A 14034-nucleotide genomic window follows, 5' to 3' on the forward strand; every position below is an offset into this window, starting at 1 on the left:
GGGCAGAACGTAAAAAACCTACACCTGTCAGTGTACCCCTACACCCTTGCCAAAACCCTTGATTTTTCGTTTTTATGCGTAAGTTCTACTGAAATTAACCGTTAATCACTTCTCCGCCATTTACATGAATGACTTGACCAGATATGTAAGAAGCATCATCAGAAGCTAAAAATACATAACTGGGTGCGACTTCTTCTGGTTGTCCTGGTCTTTGCATGGGGACTTGTTTACCAAAAGTCTCGACCTTTTCTTCAGGAAAAGTTGAGGGAATTAATGGTGTCCAAATGGGGCCGGGTGCTACTGCATTGACTCGAATTTTCTTCTCGACCAAATTTTGAGATAACGAACGAGTAAAAGCAACGATCGCACCTTTGGTAGCAGAGTAATCTAATAGTTGGGGACTACCTTTATAAGCAGTTACTGAGGTAGTGTTGATAATGACACTGCCTTGTTTCAAATGTTTTAATGCTGCTTTTATCAGGTAAAACATTGAAAAAATATTCGTGCGAAAAGTTCTTTCTAACTGTTCTTTGGTAATATCTTCAATGCTTTTTTGCGGGTGTTGTTCAGCAGCGTTATTTACCAAAATATCTAGTTTACCAAATTCACCTAATGTTTGTTTAATAGCGTTTTGGCAAACAGTTTCATCGGTAATATCACCCGCTATAGCTAAGGCGCGTCTACCTTGTTTTTCTACCAAGTTTTTTGTTTCTGTCGCATCCCCATGTTCATTCAGGTAAACAATCGCTACATCTGCACCTTCTTTAGCAAATGCGATCGCTACAGCCCGACCAATACCACTATCTCCACCTGTAATTAATGCAACTTTATTTTTTAATTTCCCACTACCGCGATACTGTTCATCTTCAGCTTTCGGTCTTGGCTGCATCTCAGATTCTTTACCTGGTGGTTGTTGCTGCTGTGGTGGTTGTAATTTTTCTTTTTGTGTTGATGCTGGCATGAAATTTTTCCTGATATTATTGTTGTGTTTCTGCGATCAAAAATGCCTATGAATAAACCTTGGGTCGATAACTCAAGCCAAGGTTTACTGATAGATTTTGCTTTCACTTACATATAGTAAGTTGGTGCATTTTTACCCCGGATATTAGCCAAATATATTCAACTGACATTAATTCTCCCCACACCCTAAAAATGCTCTTATTCTGACCACGGAAAACAAAGTACACAACTCTACTTATCGATAAAGAATTAAAGTCTCTTTATCTGTTTTTAAGGTATCTATTAAGTTAGGAGTATTAATCAATCTCTAGATGGAAAGCGATTATCTGCTAACTCAATCTGAAGAGTGAAATGATCGCAGTTATGCAGTTATATTTGAGATAAGGGAGACAAGGGAGACAAGGGAGAGATGTTTGTAAATGATTTAGGATATTTATATTCAGTTTCAACTGACAATCTTGGAGCTTATTCCTCAGTGATTTAAAATTGCTATGTATTATCAAGTACAACACCTTTTATCTTGATGACTACTAAAACATTGGGTTTAGCAGAAAATTTATATGAATATTTGCTATCTGTTTCTGTGCAGGAACCAGAAGTATTAACGCAATTACGCCAAGAAACCGCCCAACATCCAATGGGAAGAATGCAAATTGCACCAGAACAAGGGCAGTTGATGTCTTTGCTGGTAAAGTTAATGGGAGCGCAGAAAACTTTAGAAATTGGTGTGTTTACGGGCTATAGTACTTTGGTTGTGGCATTAGCACTACCAAAAACAGGCAAAGTCGTAGCTTGTGATATTAGTGAAGAGTTTACTGCGATCGCTCGTCGTTATTGGCAACAAGCCGGAGTCGCCGAGAAAATAGACTTACATCTCGCCCCAGCACTGGAAACATTGGATAGATTGTTAGCCAGTGGTGAAGCCGACACCTTTGATTTTGCCTTCATCGATGCCGACAAAAGTAACTATGATAATTATTATGAGCGATCGCTAAAATTAGTCCGTCCGGGTGGATTAATTGCCATTGATAATGTTTTATGGTCGGGTAGAGTTGCAGATCCCGAAGTTCAAGACAATCGCACTAAAAAAATCCGCGCTTTCAACCAAAAACTCCACCAAGATTCCCGCATCACCCTCAGTTTAATTCCCATCGCCGACGGCTTGACCTTGGCACTTAAAAATTAACTCTCCACAATACCTTTGCGCCTTTGCGCCTCTGCGTGAGATAAATAAACAATGCCCGAAATATTTGCCACCACTGGAACCATCGCCGCGATCGCTACTGCTGTTGTCCCCCAACAAGGTAGCGTTAGTATTGTGCGCGTCTCTGGTTCCCAAGCAATGGCTATTGCCCAAACATTATTTCACGCCCCAGGAAAGCAAGTTTGGGAAAGTCATCGCATTCTCTACGGTTACATTCGTCATCCCCAGACGCAAAAACTTGTAGATGAAGCTTTACTCCTAGTAATGAAAGCACCACGTTCCTACACCCGCGAAGATGTGGTGGAATTTCATTGTCATGGTGGAATTATTGCTGTCCAACAGGTTTTGCAATTATGTCTAGAAAATGGCGCAAGATTAGCACAGCCAGGAGAATTTACCTTACGGGCATTTTTAAATGGCAGACTCGATTTAACCCAAGCCGAAAGTATTGCGGATTTAGTCGGGGCGAAGTCTCCCCAAGCCGCCCAAACTGCCTTAGCTGGTTTACAAGGAAAATTAGCTCATCCCATCCGCCAGTTACGCGCCAACTGTTTGGATATTTTGGCAGAAATTGAAGCGCGAATTGATTTTGAGGAAGATTTACCCCCGTTGGATGATAAAGGCATCATATCAGCAATAGAAAAAATTGCCGCAGAAATTACTCATTTATTAACAACTAGAGATAAAGGGGAATTGTTGCGTACAGGGTTAAAAGTGGCAATTGTCGGTCGTCCGAATGTGGGGAAATCCAGCTTGTTGAATGCTTGGAGTCGGAGCGATCGCGCCATTGTCACCGATTTACCCGGCACAACCCGCGATGTGGTGGAATCGCAGTTAGTGGTGGGCGGCATTCCTGTACAAGTCCTAGATACAGCAGGTATTCGAGAAACCGCCGACCAAGTTGAAAAAATCGGCGTAGAGCGATCGCGGCGTGCTGCAAATGCAGCCGATTTGGTATTATTCACCATCGATGCGAGTACCGGTTGGACTGAAGGCGACCAAGAAATTTACGAACAAGTACAAGACCGTCCCCTAATTTTAGTCATTAATAAAGTTGATTTAGTTGATGAAACTACAAGCCAACTTCTACAATCTAAAATCCAAAATCCAAAATCCAAAATTCTCACCGCCGCCTCACAAAATCGCGGAATTGATGATTTAGAAACGGCGATTTTAGAAAAAGTTCAACTCGGTAAACTTCAAGCGGCTGATATGGATTTAGCCATTAATCAAAGACAAGCGGCGGCTTTAACCCAAGCTAAAATTTCTTTAGAACAAGTACAAGCCACAATTGATCAACAATTACCCCTCGACTTTTGGACAATTGATTTGCGTGGTGCAATTCAAGCATTAGGAGAAATTACTGGCGAAGAAGTTACCGAGTCGGTTTTAGATCGCATTTTTAGCCGCTTTTGTATTGGGAAATAAACTTTACACAGGGCTGGCTGTTGGTCGGACAATTACTTCATTAATATCCACATAATCAGGTTGAGACACAGCATACAATACTGCTTGAGCGATCGCATCTGGTTGCAGTGAAATTCTGCGGAATGCTTTTAACGCATCTTTGCCTGACTCTTGGGTAATATCAGAACCAAGTTCAGTCTCAACTACACCAGGAGAAATTGTCGTGACGCGGATATTATTTGATTCCTGTCGTCACCCAATACAGCAATCTGCACTGTTTATCAACCAATTTTAGCGATCGTGCTTCAAGGTAAAAAAAAGGCGCTGCTGGGTGAAGAAAGCTATTTTTATGGCGAAGGTCAATATCTGGTTGTCTCCGTTGATTTGCCTATTAATGGATTTGTTGTAGAAGCAACACCAGATAAACCCTATTTAGGATTCAAGCTGAATTTAGACCCAGTTCAACTCTGTGAAATTATTACCCAAACTAAACCAAATACCACGAAAAAAGAACACTCTGTCAGAGGTTTGTTCATCAGTAATGCTTCAGCATCTTTACTTGATTGCGCCATCAGACTCACAAAGCTTTTAGATACACCCCAAGATATTCCCATCCTCGCACCCATGATGATGCGAGAAATTTATTACAGGCTATTAATGGGTGAACAAGGAGAAGCTGTACGCCAAATAGCCACATCTGGTAGTAATATGCAGCGCATTGCTGAGGTAATTAAACTGATCAAAACTGAATATACCAAACCGATGCGAATCGAAGATTTAGCAGAACAGGCGAGTATGTCGGTTTCGTCTTTCCATCACCATTTCAAGAAAGTCACTTCCATGAGTCCACTGCAATATCAAAAGCATTTAAGACTCTTGGAAGCACGTCGTCTGATGCTTGTTGAAAACTCCGCCGCGACGAATGCGGCTTATCAAGTCGGTTATGAAAGCCCATCACAATTCAGCCGTGAATATTCTCGGATGTTCGGTGCGCCACCAGTGAAAGATGTGGAACGTTTACGTTCACGGATAGCAGGCGGGAAAAACTGAAGTAGTACAGCCATCCTAAATCATTGGTGAAATTCTCTTTCTTCTCTTTCTTCCCTTTCTTCTCCTTCTTTGTGTCCTACCCTGCGGGAAGCCGCTATCGCGTCTATGCGTCCTTTGCGGTTCGTTTTTTCATCCTTTTGCGTAAGTCCTGCTTAGATAGGATTGCCATAGAGACGTTGTATACAACGTCTCTACACAACCTAATTATTAGTCTTAATACTTCACACCTCAATTCACCGTCCACCAAGCCAAAGCATAAGGTTGAGTGGGGAGGTTGACTTGTTGACGAAACTGCACACGAATTTTGTAATTACCATTTGTCGGCACGGGACAAAAAATATGTTCTACACTATCAATTGGACTTATAGAAGAACAAACAGCAGCAGTTTCAGAGTTTTTCGCATCCGCTTTGACTAGATACAGGTCAAGATTATTCAAACCTTTATCGCTAAAACTTTCGCCAATATCAAACACTTGGTTTTGATTGCGATCGCTCAACTCAACTAATCTATCCCAAGCCAGTGTAATCGAAACAAAACTTCCTTGCTTCAACGGTTTAGTTAACTGATAATCAACCGCATTTCCCGCCGTGACTTGGCGATAATCCCAACCAACTGCGGAAACAGCTTTTGTCGGTTCCCACTGACCCGCGCTAAATTGTTGATAAGCCCGAAAAGCATTTAAATGACCAGTCCCCATTTGAGCATCTAAAGGAATTTTTGGGTCTTGGTAAGCATCAGACTCTAACCAATTTTGATTTTGTTTATCGATGAGTGTCCGCGTCATTCCCAAGCGTAAGCCGTTACCACTGTCTTGGACTTTATCGGCGGAGTTGAGTAAAACTGCTTTCATCACTTGATGACGACGACTGTCAACACTCCAGTTAGGTTTTTTGGTTCGCAGTTGGCGATCGCCAAATTCCTGTAACAACGCTACAGTTGCTGTAACATGAGGCGCAGCAAAACTTGTACCTGTAGCTTTATTAATTTTGCCGTCAGGATTCAGCAAAGGGATATTACTCCCAGGCGCAACTATACTAACAGCACGACGACCATCAGCATTAAACTCTCTTCCGGCTAACCTACCACTTACTCCCTGATTTAGCCCAGCCAGGTTAGAAACATCTACTTTATTAAAAATCCCACCCCGTCGGGATGAAAAAGCCACGTTAACTCCATTAAAATTATCTGTAGGAATCGGAATACCCCCTTTACCTTGATTGCCGGCGATCGCATACAAAACATCGTGAACCCGGCTTGACCAATCAACGCACATCGTTAACAAAGCATTCCCATCTAGAACAGCATCCGGTCGTGGATCACGGTTGAGGGGTTCGCCAAAGCTAAAGTTAATCGCGCGGATATCGCCACCGTTTTGTAGTGCTATGTGCTGTGCTGATATGCACTCTTCTGGCTGACCCATATTTTTCGTAGATCCTACAGCCGAAGAATACAGCCTCGCTCCCGGCGCTACCCCTGGTAAAGCCTTATCTGTACTTACCATCACCCCAGCCACATTATAAGCGTGGGGGTCAACACCCGTATTTGACTTCGCCGGGCCATTGCGTAAAAAAACCGCCGCCAAAGATATCGTGCGATTTTTCGAGACCGCCTTATCCCAACCAAACATTCCCGGACGACCGATTTCTACTTGACCAATGGCTATCTTACGACCGATTAAATTATAAGGAGGCTGATGTAGTTTTAAAGCATCAATACCATTTGTTCCTAAAGATGTTTGTAAACCTGAAGCCATTACAGGCACACTCAAACAAGAAGCACTCAAACCCCAAATTAGCCAGTTTAGTTTTTTGTTCATAGTTATTAGTCAATGGTCAATGGTCAATAGTCATTTGTCATTTGTCAATGGTCAATAGTTCTTCTTCTTTCCCCCTTATCTCCCTTGTCTCCCTTGTCCCCCTTGTCTTTCTGCTCCCCTACCTCACCATTTCCTGACAAAGCAAAACTAAATTAACGAGAATTACTCAATATTTTGTTACACCATTTTGTTACAATGCCTACAGACGAGGAAGCTTAAAAACCCACTAGCCATGACCCAAAACCGATCTGAAAAGCCCATTGTGATTGCTCCATCTATCCTATCAGCCGATTTTAGTCGTCTGGGCGACGAAATTCGCGCAGTAGACGCAGCTGGAGCAGATTGGATTCATGTTGATGTAATGGACGGTCGTTTTGTACCTAATATTACGATAGGCCCTCTGGTTGTGGAGGCGATTCGTCCGGTTACTACAAAGCCTCTGGATGTCCACTTGATGATTGTGGAACCAGAAAAATATGTCGAAGGTTTTGCTAAAGCCGGCGCAGATATTATCTCTGTACACGCTGAACATAATGCTTCCCCACACCTACACCGCACACTCGGTCAAATTAAAGAACTTGGTAAACAAGCAGGGGTAGTACTCAATCCTTCCACACCCTTAGAATTTATTGAGTACGTACTCGAACTCTGTGACTTAGTACTCATCATGAGTGTTAACCCCGGTTTCGGTGGTCAAAGCTTCATTCCTGGCGTATTACCAAAAATTAGAAAACTGCGTCAGATATGCGACGAACGCGGACTCAACCCCTGGATTGAAGTTGATGGTGGACTCAAAGCCAACAACACCTGGCAAGTTTTAGAAGCAGGTGCTAACGCAATTGTGGCTGGTTCTGCTGTATTCAACGCCAAAGATTATGCGGAAGCTATTACCAATATCCGCAACAGCAAACGCCCCACACCAGAACTAGCAAAAGTGTAAGCGCATAAAGTTTTGCATTAATTCAAACAGGGTGGACATTATCTAAGTTGTCCGCCCTATTTTTTTGTTTCACCTTCAAAACCCCCACACCCCTACACCCTTACACCCTTACACCCATTCTTAACTGTTACCTATCATCTATCACCTGTCACCTACTTCTCGCCCAACTAGTAGTTTTCCAAAAGATGAAAAATAAAGTACCTGCAACTAAAGCCCCAAGATTCCATTTCACAGAATTTTTCAGTAAATTTAATCGCTGAGTCGATTGATTAGCTTGTGCTTGTAGCTTGATTCTTTCTTTAGCTTGTGAAACCTCAGACAAAACTTTTGTTTTTAATTCTTGGGGATTACTTGCGTCTACAGAACGACCTTGACTTTTCAGAAAACTTTCAATTTGCTCTGGTTTAGCTTGGCTCAATTGCTGTTCAACTTGTTCGGCTTGAGTTATTTGCTGCTGAGATAAGTTATTAATTTGATTATAACTTTGTTTACTCAGTCTAACAGTATTACTCACACCCACAGGAATCAGTAATATAAAAATGATTGCTAATAATAAACTTAGCCAAGATAGCAACCTAACAGTAAAAAATTCCCACTTAGCTCTAGCATGTAACTCACCAAAAAATACTAACGCTAAACCAATTAAAGTTACAGGGATTCTTTCAACTAATACACCAAAAGCTTGAAATTCCCAAACAGGATTCATAAAGCTAGGTGGTACTAAAGTTTCCACTATATCAAATAACGCCAATAACAATAATCCATAACCAAGGACTCGCAAAATTGTCATAGAGCCTACTTGGTTGAAGGCAAATTCCTGCAACTCTTGAATTACGGGAATTAGTTTATCAGTGTTTGATTTGGTCATAATTTCTAGCAAATGTTACGTAACGATAAAAATCTCATTTTGACCCTCCGAATTTTAGATTTTGGATTTTGGATTTTGGATTCTTTAGGGTACAATCCCCACACCGCAGAATTTTGGGTTTTGGATTTTAAATTTTGGATTTAATCTAAAAGACGCTCCTGCGTCGCTAACGCTGCGCTATCGCAAATCTAAAATCAAAAATTGTTTATCCCTTGTGATCGGGGTCAATCCAAAATTGCAAATCTAAAAATCCAAAATTGGTTGACTTGTGATTTCTGTTGGCTGGAGTTGATCAATGTAAACTTCGCTTCTGATTTCCTCCAGCTTCGGCTTTTTGAATGACTGCTTTTGGAGAACATTCAAAAACACTACAACTACACAGCCTAGAGTGACAGCTAATAATAAAATCCGCAGTTTACTCCAAGTCTCCATTAGCTTTCAGCCCTTGTAATATTCTTGTCTTTCTCTGCTTTTTGATTGAGTAAGAACCAGTAAAATATACCAAAAAGTATGACTGTAATCATCCCAAATATTAAAGAACCATCTCCGACATGCCAAAATTTAAAAGAATTTTGATTTTGATTCGCTGCCATCACAGCTAAAATTGCCACTCTGACTGCATTCACAATAAAAGCAATAATTACAGCCACTATCGGCACAAATATTCTTTTTTTACGTTCTGGAGGAAACATTAATAAACCAATTACAGCTAACCCTAAAAGATGGCATATCCACTCTATCCCGGCACAGTTTTCTGCTACTTTAATGCCACCTGTTGGTAAATTTATATAGACATCTTGGAGAGCTACTTCAAACCCAGCATACCAAAGCATTAATGTAGAGAATTTGGCTGTCAAAATAGATAAGGGTTTAATATCTATTAAAGCAAAGATTAATACTTTAGGAACACCAGCAAAAAAAATAATTACTAATTCTTGCCAATATTGCTTTAATCCCTGATAGCCAGAAGCTAGTAAACTCAATCCTAAAGCTGCCACAAAGGGCGCTATGTGAGTATAAACTGCAAATAATTTTCCAGGTGGAAAATGAGTACTATACCAAAGTACAATGCCGATTAAAACTGTGCCTAAAACACTAGAAATAACATCACTTTCTAATTTCAGTTTATGTTTTTTATCTCCTAATAGTGAGAAGACAGCGAATAAAGCTAAAACTGTCATTCCCAAATGAGAATCATCATCTGCTTTCCAAATGATCGTTAAAAGTGTTGCAACTAAACCTCCACCTATTCCTAATAACCACAGTTGAGGGTTGGTGAGTGGTTGGGGAAAAATGCGAGTTGCTTTCATGTACTTTTTAGATTAAATGAATGATGACTATTAATTTGTGATCAAAATTTTTTAGTAATTTTTTTAATAAGCATAGTATTTTAGAATACTACTTAAGTAAATATAATCAAACTTTTTTATAAATTTTTATTAAATCTTTAAGTTCACAAGTTACTCATTTTCCTCCCAAAGCAGTGATAAATGCCTTATTTACAGGATTTAGATATCATCATTGGTTGATGAATTATGTAAATTTTGTGTAAACTTATTTTCTGGCAATCATAAATAAAGTGTATTTTTATACTTTATATTGAGAGTTAGGATAAAAGTATTTTTCCGGTTTTTGAGATGCACAATTAGTAGAATATTGCAAGCATTAATATGTAGATTTTGATGTTTTCTAATCTTGCGTTTTTGTATGAGATATTTACAAACTATTAAGTACTATGGACAAGAAATTGCTGTCATCAATTTCTGATTAGAATTTAAATTAGTAAGTTTTAAATTTTTATTATTCAAAAATATGAACGCGGGATTTGTGCATAAGATTCCTATGCTACCCCTTGTACTATTGTGGTTGGCTTATGCCTTACTGGGATGGTATTTGGCAGTACATCACATTGTTTGGTTAGTAGGAGCTTTTATTGCGGCTGTGGCGATCGCGGTTGTCCGCAGAAGTAATGCTTGGCTGGAAGAGCTAACGGCTTTTGGTTCTAAAATTTTAATTGTGATTTTAACTTTAGGTGCATCAGTAGCTTTAGTAGCAACTTGGTCAGTATTGTTTAGTTTATTTTTAATACCGATCGCAACTACATTGTTAGCAGATTTAGAAATGCGTTTTGCCGGCTTCGACAAAAAAGAGTCATTTCGGGTGTTAACATTCTTGGCAGGAACAGGTTTATTTATTGGTGAAGCCGTAGATTTGCTCTTCTTCCCCAGTAGTAGATTTTAAAGCTGGCGGAGATATTCTGGCGGCACAGCATCTACTAACCACACACCATTGTCAGAACAGTAGAAGATGTAACCCGCCTGATACATAGTTGCTGCATCCACCGCAAAAACTACGGGTTTACCATGTCTTGCGCCGACAGTTGTGGCTGTAGTTATATCCTGTGATAAGTGGACATGGTGGCGAGACATTTTGCTGAGTCCAGTTTGCAAAATAGACTCAACAGCTTTGTGTCCAGTACCGTGATACAGCACATCAGGTGGGACAGCAGGTTGTAATTGTAAATCGACTTCGACGCTGTGTCCTTGGTTGGCGCGAATTAAAGTACCTGTCGAGTCAAAACTAAAGCGTTGTTTATCGTTGGTGGTGACTACTGCTGTTAATTCCTGGCGAGTAATCGGAAACTTATGTTCAGCACAAGCCGCTAAAAGTTCATCCACTGCAACCCAACCACCAGGCGCAAGTTGAATACCTAAAGATTCTGGTTGGTGGCGGAGATATTTGCTTAAGAATTTACTAATCTTGACTAGGCGGGGAGTATTCATATAGCAGGTGACAGGTGACAGGGAGCAGGGGTGAAAAGTAGATATCTTTAACTCAGAACTCAGCACTCAGCACTCAGCACTCAGAAATTTGCCATCGCCAGAATTTCTTTTAGTATCATAACTACTGCAATTCCTATCATTAAAATCAGTGTCAGCTTACCACCAGGAACAAACTGATTTGTGTGTTGCAGTTGTTGACGTTGTTTCCATGTGGCTAATGCGGGAATAATGCCACCTAAAATTGAGATGCTAAAAGTACCAGCAAAATCTAAAGCGGTGAAGAAAATGCTGGGGTTAATTGCACCTAAACCGAGGGGTGGTAGTAACACCAGGGAATATAAGGGTAAGCGGCTGGTGGGTTTGGTTTGTGTTTTTGCAAAAATATCTTGGAAGAAGTCTAGCAAACCGTAAACAAATCCAATAAAGGATGTGGCGATCGCAAATTCTGAAAAAATAGATACCAACACTCCTAATAATTCTCCACCGCCACCAGCCCGCAGCACTTGGATGGGGTCGAAAATAGTTGTACTATGAATCGTCTCTGGACTGACACTACCCAAAATCACAGCATTCCAAGCTAAAAACATCACCAAAGGAATTGCTGAACCAACAATAATTGACTGGCGAACTTTACGACTATCTCCTTCTAACTGCGTTACCACCACCGGCACAACGTTATGGTAAAACAAGGCAACTAACATGACTGGTACAGCCGTCCCTAATGCACTCCAGTTTTGAAACAGAAAATGTACACCTTGGACTTGGGTAACTCCTAATAAAAAGAGTCCCAAAAAAGACACAATGACAATTCCCACCAAGAAGTTATTCAATTTTTCAATGAATTTTTCCCGTCCTAAGTACATAATGCTGCCAAACAGCAATGTAAACGCTGCTGTTCCCACCCAGCTAGGTAAATAATTTTCTCCACCCCAAAGATGAGAAATCGCAGACATCAAAATCTCACCGCCTTGGGTAACATAAGCTACCAACAAAGCATAGTGCTGTAACATATATGCCACACCAGCTATTCCTGCTCCCGTAGTTCCCAGGGTGTTTTCAATCATTGCCATTAAGCCCACACTGGGACGACCAGCCGAACGCATGGTATTAACATTAACTTCGGCAATTAATAAACCAGAAACTAAAGTATACAGCCAGACACCAATTAACAAGACTGTTGAAGGAATCACGCCAGAAGGCAATGTCACCGCAGGTAACGCCAAAATTCCCGCACCTACGGTTGTACCTGCAACTAAGGCGGTGCTTCCCAGAACACTCCCCGGTTGATGAGTCAGTTTGTTACCCTCAACCTGCACATGCGAAAACAAGCGTGTGACTTCTTGTTGATGTGTCTGGAAAGCTGTCTTAATTGTGGTCATAGAAAAAATGTTAACTTATGTAACCAATTATCTTAGCAGAGACTTTTGGTAATCAGTATTTGGTTAAAAAATGTGATTAATGACACTTTTTAAACGAACCGCAAAGGGCGCATAGACGCGATAGCGGTGAAGCAGCGCGGTCTTGGGGGTTTCCCCCATGAGCGACTGCTGAACCCGAAGGGCTTCCCGCAGGGTAGGGCGCGAAGAGAAGCACAAATTACTAACTAAACCTTAGTGAGAGAAGAGGGACAAGGGGGACAAGGGAGACAAAGCTTTTAATGCTGTCACCTGTAACCTCTCACCTGTAACCTCTAACTTCCTACAACAAAGCAATTTTTTGCTTGGGTGTATAACTGGGGAAGACTTTACTTAGTTGGGTGTCGTTTACAGATAGATGTCGTGCTAAGACATCAGAAATTACATCTCGAAAATCGGTGGTAACAGCCAAGTCTCGTTTTTCATAAAGTTGGGCTGTTTCTAAACCAGGCCATTCGCCGTAAACTTTACCGCCACGGACTTTACCGCCTAAAACCCACATCACATTGCCATGTCCGTGATCTGTGCCGCCGTTGCCATTTTCGCGTAATGTCCTGCCAAATTCTGACATGACTAATATGACTGTGTTTTGATAGGTGGGGCCTAAACTTTGGGCTAAGGCGGCTAATCCTTTGCCTAAACTGCCTAAGCCTCTGGCTAAATAACCGCGATCGCTACCTTGATTTACATGGGTATCCCAACCACCCAAGGCCATAAACCCTAATTCAATTCTCGGATCTTTAGCCATGAGTTTGCCTAATCTTTGGGCATCACCCGCAAAGCCATCGGGTAAGGGTGCGCCATTATTTGCCATTTTCATTTCTTGGGCTAAATCAGTCATCAAGGCTTCACGAGCAACACGACCTTGATGATAAGTTTGACTGAGGGCATCGTTACCACCATACAATCGGTCAAAGGCGGCACTTACTTGTGGTCTATCTATGGCGATTGGTTTGTTAGCATTTCTCCCGGAGGCTAAATTCGCAACTGGCATTTGACCATTTAAAATGCGTGGTTTGGTTGTACCAACACTCACGGCTTGGATGGGTGTTTTATTGGAGATAGCACCCATTAAGCGATTCATCCAACCTTCGCTCACTCTTTGGTTCCCAGGAATGCCAATTTCCATATAAAACTGCGCGTCAAAATGGGAACGCGAAGGATCAGGGGAACCCGCAGCATGAACAAAGGCTAAATTTCCTTGTTGCCAGAAGGGCATTAATGGGGCTAGGGCTGGATGTAAACCAAAGTGTCCATCTAAATCTAAAACGCCTTTTTCTTGTCCTGGTTTGGCAAGGGCAATTTTTGGTCGGGCTTGATAGTATGCTGGCTCTGCATAAGGCACAACAATATTTAAACCATCTGCACCACCACGCATAAAAATCACAATCAAACGCTGACGATCGCTTTTCTTGGTAGCAGAATGTACTACCCAAGTATTACAACTAACCGAAGCGATCGCAGTTGTCGAAAAAAATCCTGCTTGGATCAGAAAATCACGTCTTTTCATAAATAATTCGGTATTGCTCAATATACAAGGTTGGGTGGACGAACGGAACCCAACATTCACGCATACTCTGTTGGGTTAC

Annotated in this window: 13 protein-coding genes; 5 read left to right on the forward strand and 8 right to left on the reverse strand. The window is 41.2% G+C overall.

Translation table 11 applies throughout. The features are described from left to right. Window positions 1-94: 94 nt before the first annotated feature. Window positions 95-961 (reverse strand): SDR family oxidoreductase, encoded by an 867-nt coding sequence (locus H6G79_RS29140; RefSeq protein WP_190593521.1) that lies wholly within the window; start codon window positions 959-961, stop codon window positions 95-97. Between the two features lie 522 nt (window positions 962-1483). Between H6G79_RS29140 and H6G79_RS29145 the strand changes: the two genes are divergently transcribed. The 3 genes from H6G79_RS29145 to H6G79_RS29155 all read left to right on the forward strand — a co-directional run bounded on the left by H6G79_RS29145 (window position 1484) and on the right by H6G79_RS29155 (window position 4621). After that, entirely contained in the window at window positions 1484-2146 is a 663-nt protein-coding gene (locus tag H6G79_RS29145; RefSeq protein ID WP_190593523.1) for a class I SAM-dependent methyltransferase, read from the forward strand. A 51-nt stretch (window positions 2147-2197) separates the two neighbouring features. Further along, entirely contained in the window at window positions 2198-3592 is a 1395-nt protein-coding gene (mnmE, locus tag H6G79_RS29150) for a tRNA uridine-5-carboxymethylaminomethyl(34) synthesis GTPase MnmE (protein WP_190593525.1), read from the forward strand. Between the two features lie 279 nt (window positions 3593-3871). Next, entirely contained in the window at window positions 3872-4621 is a 750-nt protein-coding gene (locus H6G79_RS29155; RefSeq protein ID WP_313934666.1) for an AraC family transcriptional regulator, read from the forward strand. Window positions 4622-4849: 228 nt separating this feature from the next. On the opposite strand, the gene H6G79_RS29160 is transcribed toward H6G79_RS29155, so the two are convergent. Then, complete coding sequence (locus H6G79_RS29160) at window positions 4850-6439, reverse strand: S8 family serine peptidase (RefSeq protein ID WP_190593526.1); 1590 nt, start codon at window positions 6437-6439, stop codon at window positions 4850-4852. Between the two features lie 232 nt (window positions 6440-6671). Between H6G79_RS29160 and rpe the strand changes: the two genes are divergently transcribed. Further along, entirely contained in the window at window positions 6672-7379 is a 708-nt protein-coding gene (gene rpe / locus H6G79_RS29165) for a ribulose-phosphate 3-epimerase (RefSeq protein WP_190593527.1), read from the forward strand. Between the two features lie 148 nt (window positions 7380-7527). On the opposite strand, the gene H6G79_RS29170 is transcribed toward rpe, so the two are convergent. From H6G79_RS29170 to crtA, 3 genes are all read right to left on the reverse strand, one after another. Beyond that, window positions 7528-8247, reverse strand: coding sequence for an HpsJ family protein (locus tag H6G79_RS29170; RefSeq protein WP_190593529.1), 720 nt, complete (start codon window positions 8245-8247; stop codon window positions 7528-7530). A gap of 243 nt (window positions 8248-8490) precedes the next feature. Continuing rightward, window positions 8491-8679 carry a hypothetical protein gene (locus tag H6G79_RS29175; RefSeq protein ID WP_190593531.1) on the reverse strand — a complete coding sequence of 63 codons (189 nt, stop codon included), beginning with the start codon at window positions 8677-8679 and terminating at the stop codon, window positions 8491-8493. Beyond that, on the reverse strand, window positions 8679-9557 hold the full coding sequence (gene crtA / locus H6G79_RS29180; RefSeq protein ID WP_190593533.1) for a cyanoexosortase A: 879 nt from the start codon (window positions 9555-9557) through the stop codon (window positions 8679-8681). Before crtA ends, H6G79_RS29175 begins: the two co-directional genes overlap by 1 nt. A gap of 502 nt (window positions 9558-10059) precedes the next feature. Between crtA and H6G79_RS29185 the strand changes: the two genes are divergently transcribed. Continuing rightward, window positions 10060-10488 carry a hypothetical protein gene (locus H6G79_RS29185; protein WP_062288628.1) on the forward strand — a complete coding sequence of 143 codons (429 nt, stop codon included), beginning with the start codon at window positions 10060-10062 and terminating at the stop codon, window positions 10486-10488. Here the strand turns inward: H6G79_RS29185 and H6G79_RS29190 are convergent. From H6G79_RS29190 to H6G79_RS29200, 3 genes are all read right to left on the reverse strand, one after another. Next, complete coding sequence (locus H6G79_RS29190; protein ID WP_190593535.1) at window positions 10485-11030, reverse strand: RNA 2'-phosphotransferase; 546 nt, start codon at window positions 11028-11030, stop codon at window positions 10485-10487. The two genes, H6G79_RS29185 and H6G79_RS29190, sit on opposite strands and share 4 nt — an antisense overlap. Window positions 11031-11110: 80 nt before the next feature. Next, window positions 11111-12409 (reverse strand): amino acid permease, encoded by a 1299-nt coding sequence (locus H6G79_RS29195; RefSeq protein WP_190593537.1) that lies wholly within the window; start codon window positions 12407-12409, stop codon window positions 11111-11113. A gap of 319 nt (window positions 12410-12728) precedes the next feature. Beyond that, window positions 12729-13955, reverse strand: coding sequence for a DUF1501 domain-containing protein (locus H6G79_RS29200; protein ID WP_190593539.1), 1227 nt, complete (start codon window positions 13953-13955; stop codon window positions 12729-12731). Between the last annotated feature and the right edge of the window lie 79 nt (window positions 13956-14034).

Origin of the sequence: Anabaena sp. FACHB-83, from assembly GCF_014697485.1 — a bacterium.
GTDB lineage: Bacteria > Cyanobacteriota > Cyanobacteriia > Cyanobacteriales > Nostocaceae > Nostoc_B.

Excerpts from the sequence above, each read along its gene's own strand:
- H6G79_RS29140 (WP_190593521.1), bottom strand. The coding sequence starts at position 961 with ATGCCAGCATCAACACAAAAAGAAAAATTACAACCACCACAGCAGCAA.
- H6G79_RS29145 (WP_190593523.1), top strand. The coding sequence starts at position 1,484 with ATGACTACTAAAACATTGGGTTTAGCAGAAAATTTATATGAATATTTG.
- mnmE (WP_190593525.1), top strand. The coding sequence starts at position 2,198 with ATGCCCGAAATATTTGCCACCACTGGAACCATCGCCGCGATCGCTACT.
- H6G79_RS29160 (WP_190593526.1), bottom strand. The coding sequence starts at position 6,439 with ATGAACAAAAAACTAAACTGGCTAATTTGGGGTTTGAGTGCTTCTTGT.
- rpe (WP_190593527.1), top strand. The coding sequence starts at position 6,672 with ATGACCCAAAACCGATCTGAAAAGCCCATTGTGATTGCTCCATCTATC.
- H6G79_RS29170 (WP_190593529.1), bottom strand. The coding sequence starts at position 8,247 with ATGACCAAATCAAACACTGATAAACTAATTCCCGTAATTCAAGAGTTG.
- H6G79_RS29175 (WP_190593531.1), bottom strand. The coding sequence starts at position 8,679 with ATGGAGACTTGGAGTAAACTGCGGATTTTATTATTAGCTGTCACTCTA.
- crtA (WP_190593533.1), bottom strand. The coding sequence starts at position 9,557 with ATGAAAGCAACTCGCATTTTTCCCCAACCACTCACCAACCCTCAACTG.
- H6G79_RS29185 (WP_062288628.1), top strand. The coding sequence starts at position 10,060 with ATGAACGCGGGATTTGTGCATAAGATTCCTATGCTACCCCTTGTACTA.
- H6G79_RS29190 (WP_190593535.1), bottom strand. The coding sequence starts at position 11,030 with ATGAATACTCCCCGCCTAGTCAAGATTAGTAAATTCTTAAGCAAATAT.
- H6G79_RS29195 (WP_190593537.1), bottom strand. The coding sequence starts at position 12,409 with ATGACCACAATTAAGACAGCTTTCCAGACACATCAACAAGAAGTCACA.
- H6G79_RS29200 (WP_190593539.1), bottom strand. The coding sequence starts at position 13,955 with ATGAAAAGACGTGATTTTCTGATCCAAGCAGGATTTTTTTCGACAACT.